The sequence below is a fragment of the Stenotrophomonas sp. PS02300 genome (assembly GCF_029959395.1).
GTDB classification, from domain to species: domain Bacteria; phylum Pseudomonadota; class Gammaproteobacteria; order Xanthomonadales; family Xanthomonadaceae; genus Stenotrophomonas; species Stenotrophomonas maltophilia_AD.
Map to the genome: position 1 here is coordinate 30,591 of NZ_JASCOP010000003.1, position 17,590 is coordinate 48,180.

At 61.9% G+C, this 17,590-nt stretch carries 23 protein-coding genes; all 23 read left to right on the forward strand.

The features are described from left to right. Window positions 1–65: 65 nt before the first annotated feature. The 23 genes from QMX79_RS01450 (at window position 66) to QMX79_RS01560 (ending at window position 17,480) form a co-directional block, all read left to right on the forward strand. Window positions 66–1,523, forward strand: coding sequence for an ATP-binding protein (locus tag QMX79_RS01450; RefSeq protein WP_282243631.1), 1,458 nt, complete (start codon window positions 66–68; stop codon window positions 1,521–1,523). After that, window positions 1,523–2,152 (forward strand): response regulator, encoded by a 630-nt coding sequence (locus QMX79_RS01455; RefSeq protein ID WP_282243633.1) that lies wholly within the window; start codon window positions 1,523–1,525, stop codon window positions 2,150–2,152. Before QMX79_RS01450 ends, QMX79_RS01455 begins: the two co-directional genes overlap by 1 nt. Window positions 2,153–2,213: 61 nt before the next feature. Further along, entirely contained in the window at window positions 2,214–2,579 is a 366-nt protein-coding gene (locus QMX79_RS01460) for a response regulator (protein ID WP_282243635.1), read from the forward strand. 94 nt (window positions 2,580–2,673) lie between these two features. Next, the gene (locus QMX79_RS01465) at window positions 2,674–2,835 is read left to right on the forward strand and encodes a hypothetical protein (protein WP_282243637.1); all 162 of its coding nucleotides are present in this window, start codon (window positions 2,674–2,676) and stop codon (window positions 2,833–2,835) included. Between the two features lie 60 nt (window positions 2,836–2,895). Then, a complete protein-coding gene (locus QMX79_RS01470) occupies window positions 2,896–4,002 on the forward strand; it encodes an alpha/beta fold hydrolase (protein ID WP_282243639.1) in 1,107 nt (368 codons plus the stop codon). Between the two features lie 244 nt (window positions 4,003–4,246). Beyond that, window positions 4,247–5,464, forward strand: coding sequence for a site-specific integrase (locus QMX79_RS01475; protein WP_282243641.1), 1,218 nt, complete (start codon window positions 4,247–4,249; stop codon window positions 5,462–5,464). A 124-nt stretch (window positions 5,465–5,588) separates the two neighbouring features. Continuing rightward, window positions 5,589–6,860 (forward strand): hypothetical protein, encoded by a 1,272-nt coding sequence (locus tag QMX79_RS01480; RefSeq protein ID WP_282243643.1) that lies wholly within the window; start codon window positions 5,589–5,591, stop codon window positions 6,858–6,860. A 206-nt stretch (window positions 6,861–7,066) separates the two neighbouring features. Then, on the forward strand, window positions 7,067–7,312 hold the full coding sequence (locus QMX79_RS01485) for a hypothetical protein (protein ID WP_282243645.1): 246 nt from the start codon (window positions 7,067–7,069) through the stop codon (window positions 7,310–7,312). Between the two features lie 135 nt (window positions 7,313–7,447). Beyond that, a complete protein-coding gene (locus tag QMX79_RS01490; RefSeq protein WP_282243648.1) occupies window positions 7,448–7,969 on the forward strand; it encodes a hypothetical protein in 522 nt (173 codons plus the stop codon). 64 nt (window positions 7,970–8,033) lie between these two features. Further along, the gene (locus QMX79_RS01495; RefSeq protein ID WP_282243650.1) at window positions 8,034–8,444 is read left to right on the forward strand and encodes a hypothetical protein; all 411 of its coding nucleotides are present in this window, start codon (window positions 8,034–8,036) and stop codon (window positions 8,442–8,444) included. A 78-nt stretch (window positions 8,445–8,522) separates the two neighbouring features. Further along, on the forward strand, window positions 8,523–9,215 hold the full coding sequence (locus QMX79_RS01500; protein WP_282243652.1) for a DNA N-6-adenine-methyltransferase: 693 nt from the start codon (window positions 8,523–8,525) through the stop codon (window positions 9,213–9,215). Further along, window positions 9,208–9,672 (forward strand): hypothetical protein, encoded by a 465-nt coding sequence (locus tag QMX79_RS01505; protein ID WP_282243653.1) that lies wholly within the window; start codon window positions 9,208–9,210, stop codon window positions 9,670–9,672. Before QMX79_RS01500 ends, QMX79_RS01505 begins: the two co-directional genes overlap by 8 nt. Window positions 9,673–10,291: 619 nt before the next feature. Beyond that, window positions 10,292–10,453 carry a hypothetical protein gene (locus tag QMX79_RS01510; RefSeq protein ID WP_282243655.1) on the forward strand — a complete coding sequence of 54 codons (162 nt, stop codon included), beginning with the start codon at window positions 10,292–10,294 and terminating at the stop codon, window positions 10,451–10,453. Between the two features lie 29 nt (window positions 10,454–10,482). Next, window positions 10,483–10,644, forward strand: a complete 162-nt coding sequence (locus QMX79_RS01515) for a ribbon-helix-helix protein, CopG family (RefSeq protein ID WP_282243657.1) — start codon at window positions 10,483–10,485, stop codon at window positions 10,642–10,644. 56 nt (window positions 10,645–10,700) lie between these two features. After that, on the forward strand, window positions 10,701–12,575 hold the full coding sequence (locus tag QMX79_RS01520) for a DUF5906 domain-containing protein (protein ID WP_282243659.1): 1,875 nt from the start codon (window positions 10,701–10,703) through the stop codon (window positions 12,573–12,575). Between the two features lie 91 nt (window positions 12,576–12,666). Continuing rightward, the gene (locus tag QMX79_RS01525; protein ID WP_282243660.1) at window positions 12,667–12,942 is read left to right on the forward strand and encodes a hypothetical protein; all 276 of its coding nucleotides are present in this window, start codon (window positions 12,667–12,669) and stop codon (window positions 12,940–12,942) included. 39 nt (window positions 12,943–12,981) lie between these two features. Then, complete coding sequence (locus tag QMX79_RS01530) at window positions 12,982–14,013, forward strand: zincin-like metallopeptidase domain-containing protein (RefSeq protein ID WP_282243662.1); 1,032 nt, start codon at window positions 12,982–12,984, stop codon at window positions 14,011–14,013. A 288-nt stretch (window positions 14,014–14,301) separates the two neighbouring features. Then, on the forward strand, window positions 14,302–14,835 hold the full coding sequence (locus QMX79_RS01535; RefSeq protein WP_282243664.1) for an NYN domain-containing protein: 534 nt from the start codon (window positions 14,302–14,304) through the stop codon (window positions 14,833–14,835). Between the two features lie 104 nt (window positions 14,836–14,939). Continuing rightward, window positions 14,940–15,356, forward strand: coding sequence for a hypothetical protein (locus QMX79_RS01540; protein WP_282243665.1), 417 nt, complete (start codon window positions 14,940–14,942; stop codon window positions 15,354–15,356). 98 nt (window positions 15,357–15,454) lie between these two features. Then, the gene (locus QMX79_RS01545; RefSeq protein WP_282243666.1) at window positions 15,455–15,937 is read left to right on the forward strand and encodes a hypothetical protein; all 483 of its coding nucleotides are present in this window, start codon (window positions 15,455–15,457) and stop codon (window positions 15,935–15,937) included. After that, window positions 15,937–16,134 carry a hypothetical protein gene (locus tag QMX79_RS01550; RefSeq protein WP_282243668.1) on the forward strand — a complete coding sequence of 66 codons (198 nt, stop codon included), beginning with the start codon at window positions 15,937–15,939 and terminating at the stop codon, window positions 16,132–16,134. The genes QMX79_RS01545 and QMX79_RS01550 overlap by 1 nt, the downstream gene beginning before the upstream one ends. A gap of 168 nt (window positions 16,135–16,302) precedes the next feature. Next, complete coding sequence (locus QMX79_RS01555) at window positions 16,303–16,590, forward strand: hypothetical protein (RefSeq protein ID WP_282243670.1); 288 nt, start codon at window positions 16,303–16,305, stop codon at window positions 16,588–16,590. Further along, window positions 16,587–17,480, forward strand: coding sequence for a hypothetical protein (locus QMX79_RS01560; protein ID WP_282243672.1), 894 nt, complete (start codon window positions 16,587–16,589; stop codon window positions 17,478–17,480). The genes QMX79_RS01555 and QMX79_RS01560 overlap by 4 nt, the downstream gene beginning before the upstream one ends. Window positions 17,481–17,590 lie beyond the last annotated feature (110 nt).

Consider the following 17,590-nt stretch of genomic DNA (forward strand, 5'->3'; position numbering starts at 1 on the left):
GGTGCGGGGGATACTGGACCCACCCCGGCGCAGGCGACTGCGCCCTGCCAGGAGGCCAGACCGTCGTGCCCACCTCGACTCCCACGCGCCCGCGCGCCGCCCCCGCATCCACGTTGCGCGGCCGCACCGCGTTCCGCGCCGCTGCCGCGCTGCTCACGCTGGGCATCTTCCTGGTGGATGTGCTCACCACGCTGGAGGGTGCCGTGGCGGTGCTGTACGTGGTGGCGGTGCTGCTGGTGGCGCGCACCGGGCGCCGCGCCGACATCGTCATCACTGCCGTGGCCGGCATCGCGTTGACCCTCATCGCCTACCTGGATTCGCACGGGGTGAACCATGTGGGCGCGCAGACCTTCCGCGCGCTGGTCAGCCTGGCGGCGATCGTCATCACCGCGCTGCTGGCACTGCAGTACCAGGGCGCGATGCAGCGCCTGCGCGCGCAGGCGACGCTGCTGGATCTGTCGCACGACATGATCTTCGTGCGTGACCGGGGCGGGGTGATCACGTTCTGGAACCGCACGGCCGCGCAGGTGTATGGCTGGTCGGCCGAGGATGCCATCGGCCGCGTGGCCGATGTGCTGCTGTCCACCCGCTACCCGCGGGCGCGCGAGTCGGTGGAAGCAACGCTGCTGCAGCAGGGCAGCTGGGAAGGCACGCTGGAGCAGCGCACCCGTGACGGCGCCTGGCGCGTGCTGGAAAGCCGCTGGGTGATCCAGCGCGATGGCCTTGGTCGCGCAACGGGGGTGATGGAAACCCACACCGACGTCACCGAGCGCCGCCAGGCCGAGGATGCCGCGCTGCGCGCGCAGGCCGAACTGGCGCACGCCACGCGCGTAGCCACGCTGGGCGAGCTGACCGCTTCACTGGCACACGAGGTCAACCAGCCGCTGATGGCGGTGGTGACCAACGGCGAGGCCGGCCTGCGCTGGCTGCATCGCGACCCGCCGGACCTGCACGAGGTGGAGGCGGCCATCACCCGCACGGTGAGTGAAGCGCGCCGTGCCAGTGAGATTGTCAAACGCGTGCGCGCGTTCCTGGCCAAACGCAGCACGCCGCGCGAAGCGCTCGACGCCGGCGTGCTGATCGAAGACGCGGTGCGGCTGGTCCAGCACGAGCTCAACCGTGAGGCGGTGCAGCTGCGGGTGGCCGTGGCGGCCGACCTGCCTGCCGTGCACGGTGATGCCGTGCAGCTGCAGCAGGTGCTGGTGAACCTGCTGATCAACGCCAGCCAGGCCATGGCGGGGCAGGCCAATGCGCGGCAACTGGTGGTGGATGCGCAGCCCGGCGCGGCCGGCGAAGTGGCCATCAGCATTGCCGACAGCGGCCCGGGCATCGACAGCGCGCACCTGGACACCCTGTTCCAACCGTTCTTCACCACCAAGCCGGACGGCATGGGCATGGGCCTGGCGATCTGCCGGTCCACCGTCGAAGCGCATGGCGGGCGCCTGTTGGTGGAGAGCGCGCCCGGCCGTGGCGCCACCTTCCGGCTGGTGCTGGCCACCCATCCCACAGGAGTACGCGCATGATGAGCCTACCCGCATCGCCACTGGTCGTGGTGGTCGACGACGATGCCGCCGTGCGCGACGCGCTGGACAGCCTGCTGCGTTCGGTCGGGCTGCAGACCCGGGTGCTGGGGGCGCCGTCAGAGCTGCTGCAGGCCGTGCTGCCGGACGTGCCCGGCTGTATCGTGCTGGATGTGCGCCTGCCCGGGATCAGCGGGTTGGACCTGCAGGGCCAGCTGGCCGCGCAGGGCATCCACCTGCCCATCGTGTTCATGACCGGGCACGGCGACATTCCGATGACCGTGCGCGCGATGAAGGCCGGCGCAGTGGATTTCCTGGCCAAGCCGTTCCGCGACCAGGACATGCTGGATGCGGTCAGCGCCGCGATCGAGCGCGACACCCGCCGCCGCCAGGACATGGCCGCGCGCGGTTCGCTGGAAGCGCGCTACGCCACCCTGACCCCGCGCGAGCGCGAGGTAATGGCGCACGTGGTGGCCGGGTTGATGAACAAGCAGGTGGCCGGCGCGCTGCACCTGAGCGAGATCACCGTGAAGATCCATCGCGGCAACGTGATGCGCAAGATGGGCGTGCGCTCGCTGGCCGACCTGGTGCGGCATGCCGAAGCACTGGGCGTGGGCACCGGCACCGCCTGAACCGGACGGGACAAACCTGTGTATGGTTCCGGCGCGCGGCCGGATCGGGCATAAAGGCCCCATGAAGCCGAGTTACCGCATTGCGATCGTCGACGACGACGACGGGGTCCGCCAGTCGTTGTCCAGCCTGGTGCGCTCGCTGGGTCACGAAGCGCGCACCTACGCCTCGGCAGCGGCGTTCCTGGCCGACGACGGTGACGCTCCGGACTGCCTGCTCACCGACATGCAGATGCCGCAGATGAGCGGCGACCAGCTGCAGGCCGAGCTGCTTGCGCGCGGGTGCGCGTTTCCCATGATCTTCATGACCGCGTTTCCCACCGATGCGCTGCGCGCGCGGGTGATGGAGCGGGGCGGGCGCGCGTTCCTGGTCAAGCCGGTGGATGGCGAAGCGATGTCGCGCTGCATCGCAGAGGCCCTGAGCCGGTAGCGCCGGCCGTTGGCCGGCCCCATGACCGCTGCATCACGCGACCACCGCTACGGTGCAGGCATGCCCAACGGGGCAGGCCACCAAGAGCACGCACATGACCACTGAAAAGCAGCCCGGCAAGCAGCAGGGCGTTGACGAAGCCAAGCAGGACCGGAAGCAGGAAGATGCGGCCAAGGCCCGCCCCGGCCAGACCGATGAGAGCGTCCGTCAGTCTGAAAGCCGGCGCCCGCCGATCAAGGACAACCCGGACGCATGACACAATCGGCGTACCGCTCCTGCAAAGGTGTCTACGCCGATGAAATGTTGGGTTGCAGTCTTGTTCTGGCTTGCGGTAGCAGGCTTCAGCGTCTCGGCGCAGGCGGCTGACCCGCCGGCCCCCGCGCCGCACAGCCGCGCCGAGGCAGTGAAGGTCATTGCCGACCTGCGCAAGGTGGTGGCCGACAACGGCATCGAGCGGCTTGAAAAAGTCCGCATCGGCGGCATCGATCAATGGGTCTCGATCCGCGGCAACGACCGCCGCAACCCGGTGCTGCTGATGCTGCACGGCGGGCCAGGCTGGGTGGCCATGCCCACCAGCTGGTACTTCCAGCGCGGTTGGGAGGAGTACTTCACCGTGGTGCAGTGGGATCAACGGGGCGCGGGCAAGACCTACGTCGCCAACGATCCGGCACAGGTGGCGCCGACCATGACCCGCGAACGGATGATCGCCGACAGCGAGGAGATGGTGGCGTGGCTGCGGCGCGAGTTCGGCAAGGACAAGATATTCGTGATGGGCCAATCCTGGGGGAGCTACCTGGGGCTCGAACTGGCCCAGCGCCGGCCCGAATGGCTGCACGCCTACATCGGCATCGGGCAGTTGACCAACGCGCCGGAGAGCGAGCGGAGGGGCTGGGCGTGGACCCTGCAGCAGGCGCGGGAAGACGGCAACGCCGAGGCGGTGGCCGAGCTGGAAGCGCTGGCGCCCTACGCGAAGGGCAGCGCGCCGGTGCCGCTGGCTGACCTGTTCAAGCAGCGCAAGTGGCTCAACTACTACGGCGGCATGGTCCATAACCGTCGCGGGGGCGATGCCGAAGCGGCCGCCATCAAGCTCTCGCCCGAGTACACCGACCAGGACGTGGCCGGGATATGGAAAGGCAATGATTTTTCGATGCAGCACCTGCTCGGCGAGGTGCTGACCCTGGACATGAGCGAGGTACACGAACTGAAGGTGCCGTTGTTCCTGTTCGAGGGCCGCCACGATCACAACGTATCGTCCGAAGTGGCGGCGCAGTGGTTCGAGACAGTGAAGGCACCGAGCAAGCAGCTGGTGTGGTTCGAGCAGTCCGCCCACGAAGTGATGATCGAAGAGCCAGGCAAGACGCTGCTCACCCTGGTACAGCAGGTGCGCCCCATCGCAGAACGCGCGGGCGGCGGCCCCCGGTAGAGCCACGCCCTGCGTGGCTGCGCGGAGACCCGCAAACGAAAAAGCCACCCGACGGGTGGCTTTTTCGTTTCGCGATCATCCAACGGACGACGGCAGGAATGTGGTGGAGCCAAGGAGGATCGAACTCCTGACCTCGTCATTGCGAATGATAATAGATCGCGTTTAAGTCATTGAAATGATAGACTAAATTGATCCAGCGGGAAAAATGCGGGAAGATTCCATGCAGTCACAAGGGGAGTACAGCATGGCAGGACGCAAGAAGGACGCCGCGACCAAGGGCGTATACGACCGGGGAAGCTCTTGGCAAGTACGCATCTCGGGCCAAGACGCTTCCGGGCACACGCATCGGATCAATCGGACCTTCCCTTACAACGCTCAGGCCGACGCCAAGGCGCCCGACAGCCGTGTGGCGATCCTGAAGCAAGCGGCGGCATTCGCGACCGCTGAGCGGGCAGCCCTTCACGTGGAGAAGCAGCCAGCCTCAGGGCTTCTGAGAAACCAGAGTCTCAACGCTTGGATCGCACGCTACATCGAAGAGGTCTGCCCGACAAAGAAGGCGGGGAGGGGCGACGCCGACGCTCTTCGATTGATGCAGCAGCGGTTCCCCAATCTCTGCTCCAGGGGAGTGGAGTCGTTGACCCCCAAGGACTTCGGAATGGAGAAGCTGGGGTTCGCGCGCGTGCTCTACGACGACTACATGCTCTCCGAGTCAAGCATTGTTCGACACCAGACGCTCTTGTCCCACGTCATCACGACGGCCATCAAGAACTGGCACTTTCCGCTTCGCGAGAACCCGATTCGGAAAGCTTCCCGCCCCTCCGTGTCCAATCAGCGCGAGCGCGTGGTGACCGATCAAGAATGGACACGGCTCCAGGAAGCCATGGCGGCCCTGCATCCCTCGACGCGCGCGGCGATTGCGTTTCTTAGATGGACGGGCTGCCGGCGCGGGGAGGCCATCAAGCTTCGGTGGGAGGACATCGCCTTGGAAGGGACGCCGCAGGTGGTCCTGAGGGACACCAAGACCCCCAAGAAGGTAAAGGTGAACAGTCGAACCATTCCCCTTCATCCCAACGCAGTGAGTGTGCTGCAACAGCTCCTGCGTGAGCTGGGGGCGGTGGGAGGGGATGAAGTCGGCGAGAACGGGTCAGCTAGGCCATCCTTCCCTGGGGCCGGGGCGGTCTTCTCAACCGACGGAGGAAAAGCCCCGATTGCGGGGGACAGCGTCACCCAAGCGTGGTCCCGCGCATGTGCGAAGGCCGCCATTGAGGGGGCTACGCTTCACGACCTGCGGCACACACGGATCACAGAACTTGCCAACCTTCTGCCGCTTCACAAAGTGATGCGAATCTCGGGGCACAAGACGTCCCAGATGTTGATGCGTTACTACAACCCCAAGGTCGACGACCTGGCCCGGGACCTTGCGCAGGCCGAACAGGCCAAGGCGCGCGGGCTGGGCGAGTGAGGGGGGCGATGCGGACCTCTCGGAAAGGACGTAGTAGATCAGGCTCCCACTGCTTCGAGCAGCGGAGTGGCGGCCTGACCGCCCAATGCTCTGCCCCATTGCCCAATCATGAAAGGGAAATTCAGTGACCTATAAGAAGGAAGAGGCCGAAGAGGCCTTGTTCAACTATTACTGGAAATGGCACGGAGAGAGCAGTCAGCCTGGTTCGCCCGGCAAGCACAGGCGGCTGCGTGAGCGGGGCGAGGGCGCCAAGTGGGGACAGATCAAGGGGGCCATCCTTGAGCAGGTTGTAGCGTCTAAGGATGTGGCTCAACAAGGCGACCATAGGGGTGCAGGACATGAAGAGCACAAGGGACTGCCGTTAGCGGCGGCAGCTGGGCTCTTGAACGTGGGTTCTCGAGCGCTGAGAGACTTGATCTGGGAGGATCACATCCGGCGCGCACTGTTGGACAACGCGAAGAACCCCAAGCAAGTCGAAGAAGTCGCGAAAGCCTTGGAACTGACTGTCGAGCAGTGCACCAAGCTAAAAGCCGAGAAAGAAAGAAGTGAGATTCCAGGTTTTCCGTTGGGAACCGCTCACGAGTCGGAGTGGTGGAAGGTTCGGCTGAAAGCGGATGCCAAGGCATTGTCCGATCTCAAGGCTACAGCCAAGAGTATCGCGGCAGCAAAGCGGAGGTCTCTGCTGCTGCGTCATGCCCGCAAGGTGCTCGAGAAATCAAAGGTGCTACAGAAAAGTACGGTAGGGCAAAAGAGCAGGGTGCGACCAGGCATCTTGATTCAATGGGCAGATCAACACACTGACTTGCAGAGTTGGAGAAGCTCCCGGGACGACAACGTCACACTCGGCGGTACGTTGAGCCAGGTCATTGAATACCTTCAGGTCACCATGGAAGGCAAGCTGGTGATCTACACCACCCTGCCCAAGCATGGAGGCCAGCCTGAGGTGGTGTCATTCAATGCCGGAGGCGCCTTGGGGGTGAGAGAGATGCGGCGCAGGCTGCTGCAGGCGGGCTTGGTTGAGCTGGACAAGCGGGGAAACCTGCTGAAACTGGAGACGCAAGAGTCCACAGTTGCAGAAGCAATAACCATGCCTTGGGCTAAACCGGATGTGCGGAATGCGCTCGCCGAGGCGTATGTCGACACCCTTAAGCACTACAGCCAGTGGCTGGCGGAGCACGCGTCAGCATCGGCCCTCGCCGCCAACGCCCTCAATGACCAAGCAAAAGGGGAAGGGCAGACGGTCAGCGAGGCGTCCATGCTGAACCAAAGGCGCGCCAAAGCCCTGTCGGAGGAGAAGGAGGCGATGGCGTGGAGCAGCCAGGCCCGCGGCGCAGCGTTAGCGGCTCTATTGCCCGCTGCGAGCAATGAGAGGTCCTACATCAGACGGCGGTTCTAGCGGCGCCAATGGCAGACGCGACGTCGCTGCCCCCCTCGCGCAGGCAAGAGCGACGTCAGACGCCGCTGCGTCGATCCCCGCAAGCCCCAGCAAAGCTGGGGCTTTTTCGTGGACGACCGACGGGAAAGGGACAGCTGTCCCATTGGGGGAGGGCTAACCGGCAGGACGAGGACATGATGAGCCCACACCAACGCGGAGCCACTTCGATGACCCCTCTGATTCTCCATCTCCACCCCAGCGCGGTCGAAAGTCTCCTTGAGCGGCGTGATTCGAAATCGGTTGGTGAATCGCTCTCGAAGGCACTCATGCAAGCCCTTTCTGACGCCGACGCTGGCGTTGTCCCGACGGTCGCCAACACGAACGCGGCAGGGTTCCTCCCCGCGGAGGTGCTCTTCATCCAAGTCACAACCCTGGAAGACCTGATCGAGTTGAATCGAGGCACCGACGACTAGCCACCAGTTCGGCCAGACCTTTCTCCCCGTTCTGACCAACCCGGGCCTGGTTTCCCCAAAGCCCTAATTCCCATGCTTTTCAACGCGGCACTCGGGCCGTGCTGGCGAAGCTTTGCCCAAACACAAGGACACCCCGTGAAGACTTACACCATCTGCGTCATCGGCCCTGTTGGTATCAGCTATTGGCTGCCCCTCGATTCTGAAGAGGCAGCGCCAGACGCGATCGCACGCATCTTCAGGGACGATCCTAAAAACGTGGCTGAAACCATGAAGAAGTGCGCCGCATACGAACTTGAGAACATCGAGCGCGAGTTGACCTACAGCGATGGTACTGAGTCCGGCCAGGAAGTGCTGCACTACTGCCTCAGCATCGATCAGCGAATGGCGCTTGAGTTCGAGTCGACGGACGCGGTGGGCGGTTCCGGCATCGAGCTGAGGGGCGATGGTCTGGCCAGTCGCGATTACTCCTTTGAAGCCGAAAGCTTGGATGACGCCATAAAGCAGTTTGATGCGCTCACCAACGAAAAGCTCAATGCGCCGCGTTGGGATGTTGGGAGCATCGATCTGGAGGGAGAGGTCCTCGTGTGGGACAAGCCTTACGGAGTTGATGGAGACATCCTCTTTGACATCGCGGGTCACCTCGAAACCACGCTGTAAAAAGCAACTTCCTTTGCACTAAACAACTTCTTCCCCGCGGAACTTCTGCCGTGCTGGCGAAGCCTTGCTCACCGCCGCCATTCAGGCGGCAGAACCTTCTCTTTCCCAAATGGAGTTCCACATGTTCTGTTCCGACGCCACCCACCTCCTGCTCAGTGAACCCTTCTGGGCGCAGACGCCTCAGCTGCGGTTCTCCGAAGCCGCGCTTGAGCTCATTCACCGGCTTTCCAAAAGGTTCAAGCAGCCCATTGACGCGACCCGTGAAGGCTTGACGCAGCTGTTGGTCGCTGAGGTGCGGGCGAGGTCCGGGCTGATGGTGGCAGAAGGCATCACGGGGGTGGATTTCACGGTTGAGCAGGAAAGCGGCGCACCGGCCACGGTCCTCTCTGTCGATCTCGCACACCTCGCCATCTCTGACCTGACGGGCGAAGCAACGCTCTGTTTTGACGTGGACCTGGCTCACGGGACGACCTGAGCACGTTGCCCCTCAACTGGGGCGGAAGTCGGGTGATTTCCGCCTTTTATCCGTCGGTAATCACTGAAAGGATGTCCTTTGAACACTGCCCACGCTTCGCCCGATTCCAATACCCTGTTTTTGCCGAAAAAGAATAAGACGACGTCGCTCCCGCGCGTCAAAGAGCTCGCATCCGCCACGGTCGGTTACGACCGCCTGCCTGCTGCGCAGAGCACGGACACCTGGCTCACCCCGCCGGAGCTCATCTGGGGCAGCCCGAAGGAGGGCTATACGGGCCTGGGTCCCTTTGATCTCGACCCCTGCACGCCCGAGGAGGGCATGCCTTGGCCCACGTCTACGGGCACGATGCTCAAACCGAGCGATGACGGCCTGACGACCGGCTGGCCGGCGGACGCCTTCGTTTTCATGAACCCGCCGTTCGGCCGTGGTCAGGAGGCCTGGATGGAAAAGATGGCCAATCACCCGGGCGGCGGAATCGCCCTGGTGTTTGCGAGGACGGAAACCCGGTGGTTCCAGCGCTTCGTGCTGAACCATCCCAACGTCAGCGCTGTGGTCTTTCAGGCAGTCCGTCTGAAGTTCCACCGTGCCAACGGAGACGTGGGGGATGCGCCGCACGCTGGGCCTGCGTGGATTGCCTACGGTGAGGAGGGCGCCCGTCGCTTGAAAAGGGCGGTCAAAGAAGGGCAGATCCGCGGGTGCTTCTTGGAGCTGGATTTCGCCCGGGTGAGTTGGGTGCTGGGCGCGGGCGCGGGGGCGGCTAACGATGAATGAGGTCGCAAAGCTTGTGAAGGCCATCCGGGCCATTCCTTCCACCGATGGTAAGCCGTGGAATCCGCGGGTTGCAGTCGAAACCTTTGTTCAGCACGCGCTGATGTCAATCGGGCATCTCCACGTAGACACCGACGCTTACCTTGATCCCAAAGTCCTTGCGTTTGTCCCCTTGCGAGAAAAAGCCGTAGCAGTGGCCGAAGTGGGAGCAGCCATCACCGCTTACATCGAAGCGGTCACCGCAAGCGGGCCATTCGAGGATGTCCTGGGACGGGTCCATGCCGAGCTGCTGGCAAGGAGGGGGGGGAATGGCTGGGGCAGTCTTTCACCCCCGGCGATCTTTCCGATCTGGTTCAAGCCCTTGCCACGAGGCGTCACCCCAGTGCCAGCCGGGGCAGGATCTATGACTGCTGTTGCGGTGCTGGTTCGCTGGCACTTGCCGCGATTAGGAGCTCCCTGAAACACATCTCAAGCGAAAAAATACTAGTGCGGGCAGGGGACATCGATCCGTTGTGCGCAGCGATGACTGCTCTGCAGATCCACGCGAATCAAACCTTTCATTGCCTGCCGCTTGGGGCGGTCAAAGTAACGATTGGAGACGAGCTGCTTGGTCCATGCCGTCCCGGGTTCTGGTCCCTCTCTCACAACTACGAGTAGGCCGGGGGTTCGGCCTTTCCCTCCCGAGACTCGGCGGCGAGCAGCCGCCGGCTCTTTGCTTCAAGCCGCTTTTGCTCTCGCTCTTTAGCAGCAGAAACCGGGTAACAAGTGCTTGTTACCCGGCTCTCCTGAAAGCTATTCCATACGAAAAATAATCCAATCGCATCGGTTTGTTAGGAAAAACTGCTGGTCAACGCTCCTGCTGGTTAACGTCAAAACCGCTAACCAGCGACTAAGCCAGCAACAAAACCATTTCTGCGTAAGACTTTGAGTGCTCCTGCTGGTTTGCTGGTTATTTTTTTCACTCTTTCTCTGCAACTGCGCCTTGTTAAGAATGCGTGAAATACGCTCGACTCAATGAGACGTTAGCACGTAGCGTAAAGCATTTTATTTAACCAGCAAGCCAGCAGTTTGCTTATTTTTTGAACAAAACCAAGATTAAACAGTCACTTGGAGGGTTTTTAGTTGCTGGTTCAGTTGCTGGTTTAAGAAAAAACAGAAAACCAGCAGAAAAATTAACCAGCAGCTTGAAAAAATATTTAGTGGGGAAGGGGTTGACGGTTTTGAGAAACCTGCTTTCTTGAATGTATTACAGGCGCAACACGGAGCACCCATGAGCACGCAGCAAAACCAAATCCCGCGCAAGGATCCTTTCAATGCCCGCATGGAAAAGGCGTTGATTGAGCGGCTGAAAGCCGAAGCCAAGCGGTCGGGGATTTCTCCCAGCGAGAAGCTGCGCCGGATCCTCGACAACGCGTTGCCGCACGTCGCCTAACCCCACAAACGCGACACCCCGCCTTGCCGGGCGGGGAGTCGTTGGAGCCAACTACAATGTATAAAACCAATCTCCCCCAAGATCCGTCGGTCGTCAACCCCCCCGAGGTTGCATTTCTCATCGAAAAGCACTGGGAGAAAAACCATCGGGACTACGCCAGCAATCTCAAAGTTGAACAACGCGCCCTGGATCGCCACAAGCAAGCCAAGCTCAACAAAGGCGAGCTGCGCCCGGAAAGCCTGGACTTCCTGTTCGCTCGCCACCTGCAGCTGGGACTGGACGGCAACCTCTGGGCCAGCGTCCGCGACGAATCCGCGACCCAGTCCACGCTCGTCTACCGCTGGAGTGAAAACCACTGGGCGTTGGTTCACCGCGGACTCGGCGACGGCCTGGCGTCCGACTGGCTTGATACGAACATCCCGGCGAAGGCCTGCGACAAGCTCGCCTCCAGCTGCTGGGCCTACGCCCGGACCCGGTTGGGTCAGCAGAGCGCGCTGCCGCAGCTGGAACCCAATCGGGCGGTGGTTCCGTGCGCTGACGCTTACCTGGAAATCACGGCGGACAGCATCCAAGCCTTGGCCCCCATGCCCCGCTATGGCATGACCCACGCCCTGAACATCGCAACGGGCGCCGCACCCGGCGAGGCCTACACGCCCACCCCCCTTCCGGCCGATAGCCTGCTGGGCAAGTTTCTGGCCCATGCGCTTCCGGACGAAGGCGTGCGCGCCTTGGTGCAGGAGCAATGCGGCATGACCCTGTTGCCCGGCTCTTATCAGATCGCGGCCTGGTGGCACGGCGCGGCCGGCAGCGGCAAGTCCACGTTGGCCGAATGCGTGGAAGGCGTCCACAACAAAGTGGCCCGACTGGACTTGGGCACGTTGAGCGACACGTTCGCGCTCGAAGGCATCCTGGGCAGCCAGCTGATTCTCGTCGATGAGGTCGAGTGCGAGAAATGGAAAGAGGGCACGTTCAAGACCCTGGTCAGCGGGAATGGCATCGCGATCAATCGCAAGCACCTGTCGGTTCTGAACTACCAGAGCAAGGCCAAGTGGATCATCAGTAGCAACTCCGCACCGTTTTTCCGCGACAAGTCCGGCGGCGTGGCCCGCCGGCTGTCGATTGTCGAATGGGTGAACGTCATCCCCGAAAAGGACCGCATTCCCGACTTCAGCAAAAGGCTGCTGGAGGAAGAGGGCCAACTATTCCTGGATTGGATGCTGGAAGGGGCCCGGCGCGTTGTGGCCCGCGGCCGCTTCATGGCCGATCACGAGCTCCCGGAAGCCGCGCAGGCTTACAAGCAGGCTGTGATACACGGCGCCGATTCCATCGCTGCATGGGCCCATGCCGACCGAGTGCAGTTTGGCAATGCTGCCGGGAGCGACCAGTGGCAGAGCATCAAGTCGATCCACGCCCGCTATGTGGCCTGGTGCGAGAAAAAGGGCTTTGAACCGGAGGAAATCCTCTCGCAGCGCCAGTTCACCCGTGGCCTGAAGACCGCCGGGCACTTGCGCGGGCGTCCGTCGAATCGGCGCGTGGAGGGCGAGCAGTTGGATTGCTACCTCTGCTGCTGGAAGGGAGAGCAGACCGACGCCGAGCGCGCACAAGAGCAGGAGCTCAAGCGGTTGGAAGCCCTGACGCCAGAAGCCCGAAAAGCCGAGTTTGACCAGGCCAAGGCCGCGAACGACGCGGACAACCAGGCCCGGACTGCGGCAGCCGAGCAGCAAGCCGAACAGGACTTTGCCGACATGCCCGACGGTATCCAGGACGTCTTCGGCTTCACCAACACGCCCTACGAGCAGGTCCAGGCCGAGCGACGCGCAGAGCGCGAGCGCCAAGCCAAGAACGCCGCCGCGTGGGAGAAGCAGGATCGCCGGGAGCGTGAGGCACGCGAGCAACGCAAGGGTGAAGCGGAAAAGAAGAAGGCCGGCTAACCCAGCAATGCCCTGCATATTCAGGGCAGGCCTTTACATCTCTCGAAGTTGCGCTATTGCAAAGAGATATCCAAACCAAAACGGAGCCCCCATGCCATCGCTCAACCCCGAAATCCCAGATGACGCTTTTCACGAAGAGGCCATCACCGCCGCTGATCTAGAAGGACCAGACGGCCCCGAGTTCGATCCGCAATACCTGCTGATCCAATCGGCCTTCGGCTTCCACGTGAAGTTAGGAAAAGAAGGCGACCTTGGGATGCGAAGCGAGGATGAGATCGCCGAGCTGGTCCGGCGGGCTTTGTTCCATCGCAAGACCCTGACCCTTCACATCGAGTTCCAAACCATCCATCCACAAGCACCTGCTTAAGAGGCGCAGGCGTTTGAAAAAGATTTGAGGCAACCCCGCATGTCCAAGTATTCCGATCTTATTCAAGCCACCGCCGAGCGCATGCTCGCGCTGATGAAGCAGGGCACCATCCCCTGGCGTCGGCCCTGGAATGATCCCGACGCCCCGCAGAACGGCGCGATCAGTGGGCCTTGGAACCCGACCACAGGCAAGGCCTACCGAGGCTCCAACACGCTCATCCTGCGCGGGGCCAAACTCGACCACGGCTACCAAGACGACCGTTGGCTGACTTATGGCCAGGCGCAAAGCATTGGGGCCCAGATCAAGCGCGGCGAGAAGGGCCAGCAGATCGCCTACTGGGACTTCAGCAAGACGGGCAAAGCGCAAGAAGGTGAGCGGCCCGCCGTGGAAGACGAAGAGAAGGGTTATCGCGGCCCGTCCGTGTTCGTCGCTACCGTGTTCAACGCCAGCCAGATCGACGGCATGCCCGAGCCCCCGCCAGCCTTTGTCATGCCCGAGACCATCCGCAACCTGCGCGTGCGGGAGCTGCTGGGACGTCACCAGCCGAAGGTTCACCACGACGGTGGCAACCGAGCGTTCTACTCCATCGCCGCGGATTCGATTCACTTGCCGAAGCACCACACTTTCAGAGATGACGTGAGCTACCAAGCCACGCTGCTCCACGAACTGGCCCATTGGACCGGCGCGAAGCACCGCTTGGACCGCGATCAGACCGGCCGTTTCGGCAGCCAGGACTACGCCAAGGAGGAGTTGGTAGCCGAGCTTTCAAGTTTGTTTATTTCAGAGCGCCTTGGTATCTCCTTGGGCAAGGAACACGAAGAGCAGCACGCGGCTTACTTGCAGAGCTGGATGAAGGCCCTGGCCGACGACCCCAAGACCCTGTTCCGTGCGGCAAGCCAGGCCGAGAAGGTCATGACCTTCCTTGACATCCCCGCGTTCGAGCGCGAACCGCTGCCGCAGGTCAAAAAAGAACAGGAAGCCGAAAAGCCCGCATCAACCCCGGTGGCCGAGAGCCAGGGGAAGGGCAGGGGGCGGGGGCGGAAGAAGGAGCGCGAACGCGAGGTGGCTTGAAATCTTTTTCAAGCTCCTGGGCATCAACTGCTCAGACGGACACCCTTGACGGCCTAAGGATCTTTGCTACAAAGAATGAGTCAGGACGAATCCTGGCCGGGGTGGAAAGAATGCTTAGTTGGTGATTTTCTGGGCCTGTAACTAAGCGTAGGTTTTTTGTCAAGCTTCTTACGCCTGCATCAAAGAGGAAGCGGAGCAAAGGACGGCCATGGCCGCCCTCATCATTTCCGATCTTGCGGAACTCGAATGCTTTGGTATGCATGAAGTAACAAAGCATTTGGAGGGAGTATGGCAAGTCTTATTTACGTTGACGACAGCAACCTGCGGGCCACCGCGCGCGAGCTCTTGGGGTCTGCACATTGGCAGTTGTGGGGCGCGGTATGCAACTACAAAGCCTTGCAGGAAATGCTTTCGTTCGGCGAGCAGCCCAAGGCGGCGCGAATCTACGGGTCATTTGGAAGCGCTGCTGAAAGACACGCGTTGATCGTTGAAACGTCTAAGGCAGGCTTCGTTCCAAGCTTTGTGAGGCGCCTGCAAGACAAAGAGAAGGGCGTCGATACTGCCCTGGTAGCCGACTTGATTGCAGACAGCTTCATCAGCTACGAACCCGGCGACGAAGTGATCATCGTGTCCGGCGACGCGGACTACTTGCCCGCGATCATTCGGTTGAAGGAACGAGGGATCTCGGTCTCGGTTGCGTTCTGGGATCGGGGCCTGGCGGACTCGATCCAAAGGTCAGGATGCAACCTTGTTAGCTTGCAGTCCCACCTGAAAAATTTGGTCCGACTGCAGCGCCCCAAAAAGAAGGATCCCAAGGCTTAGGGTTAGATATGAACAGCGAAAGAGGTCTTTTCCTTTCTCAATGGCCTTGCGCAACTCAATCCGTTTGGTATGGGTATATCTACCCACCCAAAAAAGGAGGTTATATGCGCATCATTTCTGGTTCGATGATTGCCGGCATGCTGTTGCTCGCATCGGGATGTTCCGTCGGTTCCGATGGCCAACCGCGTGGCGTGGTCCGTTCTGAACCTTTACAGCTGGTCGGCGAAGTGGACTTGCCGAAGAACGCGACCGTTGAGGACATTCCTGCTCTGCTGAAATCTGGGGGAGTGACTTGGGCAGAGTTCGCCGGTGAGATCACTCTGGAAGGGCCCTTTGTCGATAGTGCTGCGACCTCCGGTCGTTCGCTGGTGGTGGCCAATGACCCATTCAGCTCAAAGATCCGGCTTATTGCACGACCTGACGGTCAATCGCGTCTGACGACGCTCGTCGTCTGTGTCCGAGGGGAGGGAGCGACCGCCACAGCGTCCGATCTCAACTTGGGTGAAGTTTGTAAGAGATAAGAGAAGGCGGCGAAATCCGCCTTTTCCTTGTCTGAGCCTCTTGCGCAAAGCCAACCGTTTGTTATGGGTATATCAACCCACACGAAGAAGGAGCCTCCATGCGCGCACTGATTCTTTCCCTGGCCCTCGCCAGCCTGCTCCCGCTCACTGCCTCGGCCGCGGAAAACACGTCGGCCCGCCGATACGGCACCAGCGAAACCTTGTCCGTTCAGAACGCCCGCCTGGGCGAGGTGTTGATGGTCCGCAGTGTGGACATCAAGAGCGACAAGCGTCTAGACGCCGGTTCCGCTATTGGCGCCGCCGTAGGTTACGCGTCCGTGCGAGGCGTGAACAAAAACTATCGAAACGCTTCTCGTATTGCGGCCGGGACCATCGGCGGTGTGGCTGGCACGGCGGTTCAGAATGGTTTGAGCAAACGCCGGGGCGTGGAGGTGTATGCCCGAGACTTGGAGAGCGGCAAGGTGATTGCCATCGTCCAGGCAGACGACTTGTCGGTCCGCGCTGGGGACAAGGTGTTCCTGACAGGGAAGGGCACCAAGACCCGCGTCGTGCCCGTCGTGCCGATGGAGGGGCAACGCTGATGGATACCTCATCTCAAGAAGTTTTTTCTGAAGAGCAGCGCCAAGACGTCATCCGGAGCCAAGAGGCCATCCTGATGGAGATTCGGAAGCTTCGCGTAGAACACCAGGCCGAGCTGACTGATCGCTTCAATCAAGGGCTTATGACAGGAGCGGTCTTGGGAGCTGTGGCTTTAGCGCTGGGATGGATGCTCGGATGAACCTCCGTCTCCCCCTCCAAGTCATCGCTCGCCAACACGGCCTTGTCGGCACTGGGCCACAAGAGGAGGCCAAGCCGCCAATGGCTTGGAATCTGAAGCCCAGCCAGTGGGCCAGCCTCTCACCTTCCAGGCGCGCCCGCTGAGGAGTCGTGTGGCAGGCCGCCAATGATGAGCGGTCTTCTGCTTGGGGTGCTGCTGGGGCTGATGCTCACGGTGCCGTCCTGGACCTTCAACCGCTTCAGGGCCGCGAAGATTGCATGGCTCCGTGTGCGTGCAGGAGAGCGACACGGCCGAACCTACGGCCGCTTCGTTATCCAGGCCGGCTTGTTTGGGGTGGGAGTCATCTTCCTGGCGATGGTTGCAGCGGTGGGCACCTTCGGTGCGTGGCCGGTTGGCCTGTTCCTGCTCCTGGCTTGCTTGGGTGCATGCATTGTCGCGCGCGGAGCGAGGCAATGAGCCGCGTGCGCTCCGCCTTGTTTGCGCCAAGCGCGCTGTCGAATAGCGGCGGCTTTGAGTTGCTGCCCATGCCTCCAGACATCCAGGCTATCTACGACGCTGCACAGCGAAGCACACCCTACGGCACCGAGCTGGACGACGTCCTGGCGGCCCACCGGCAGGCGCACGGCGAGCTGGAGCAACTCCTGCATGCCCAGCGCGTGGACCCCTGCGATGCCATGCCCAGCTACCCGGTAGAGCGCTATCGGGCTTACGTGAGCCAGCGCCGTTACGCCGTTCGCGCCTACTTTGAGGCAGGCAAGCACCCTGAAGAAATGGTCCGGGTGCTGGCGGTGCCTGTCCACACGATCCGCAGCAACCTGGCAACCATGCGCTTGCGTCACCAACCCCTCCCGTCTCCTAGCCTCGCCAAGTTCTCACCTTCAGAAATCCAGGGTTTGCTGGACCAGGGACTCACACAAGGCAAGTTAGCGAAGCGTCTCGGGGTGTCCCATCCAGCAGTCAGTCAGTTCTGCCTGGCGAACGGCCTTACCAATCCTGCCCATGCGCGACGCCGAAAAAAGATAGCCGAGCGGCAGAAAATGGTGCGCCTCTTAAGCGCCAAAGGCCTTTCAATCAGCGAGATGGCGGAGCGCTTGGGCGTTCCCACGCATGTGGTGTCAGGTGATCGCGTGAACTTGAAACTGCCGCGCCGCAAGACGCCGATTGAGGAGTTCACTCTGCTCGGCTTGAGCCGTGCGGACGTGCAAGCGCTGTTGGTGCGGTTTGAGACCGTCGGTGCGGTAGCGCGCCACTTGAAAACCAGTCCTGCCCAGGTCTCTCAACACCTGAAGCGAGCGGAGCTCAAGGCACCCCGCGCTGACCGGGGAAAACACCGGTTGAAGCGATGACGGGACCTTTGCCCCATGACCCCACGTAGCCGCGGCCTGGGTGGTCACTCCCCGCAGCAAATCCAAGCCCTGCTCGATCCGGGCTTCAGCCAGCGCGCCTTAGCCCAGCG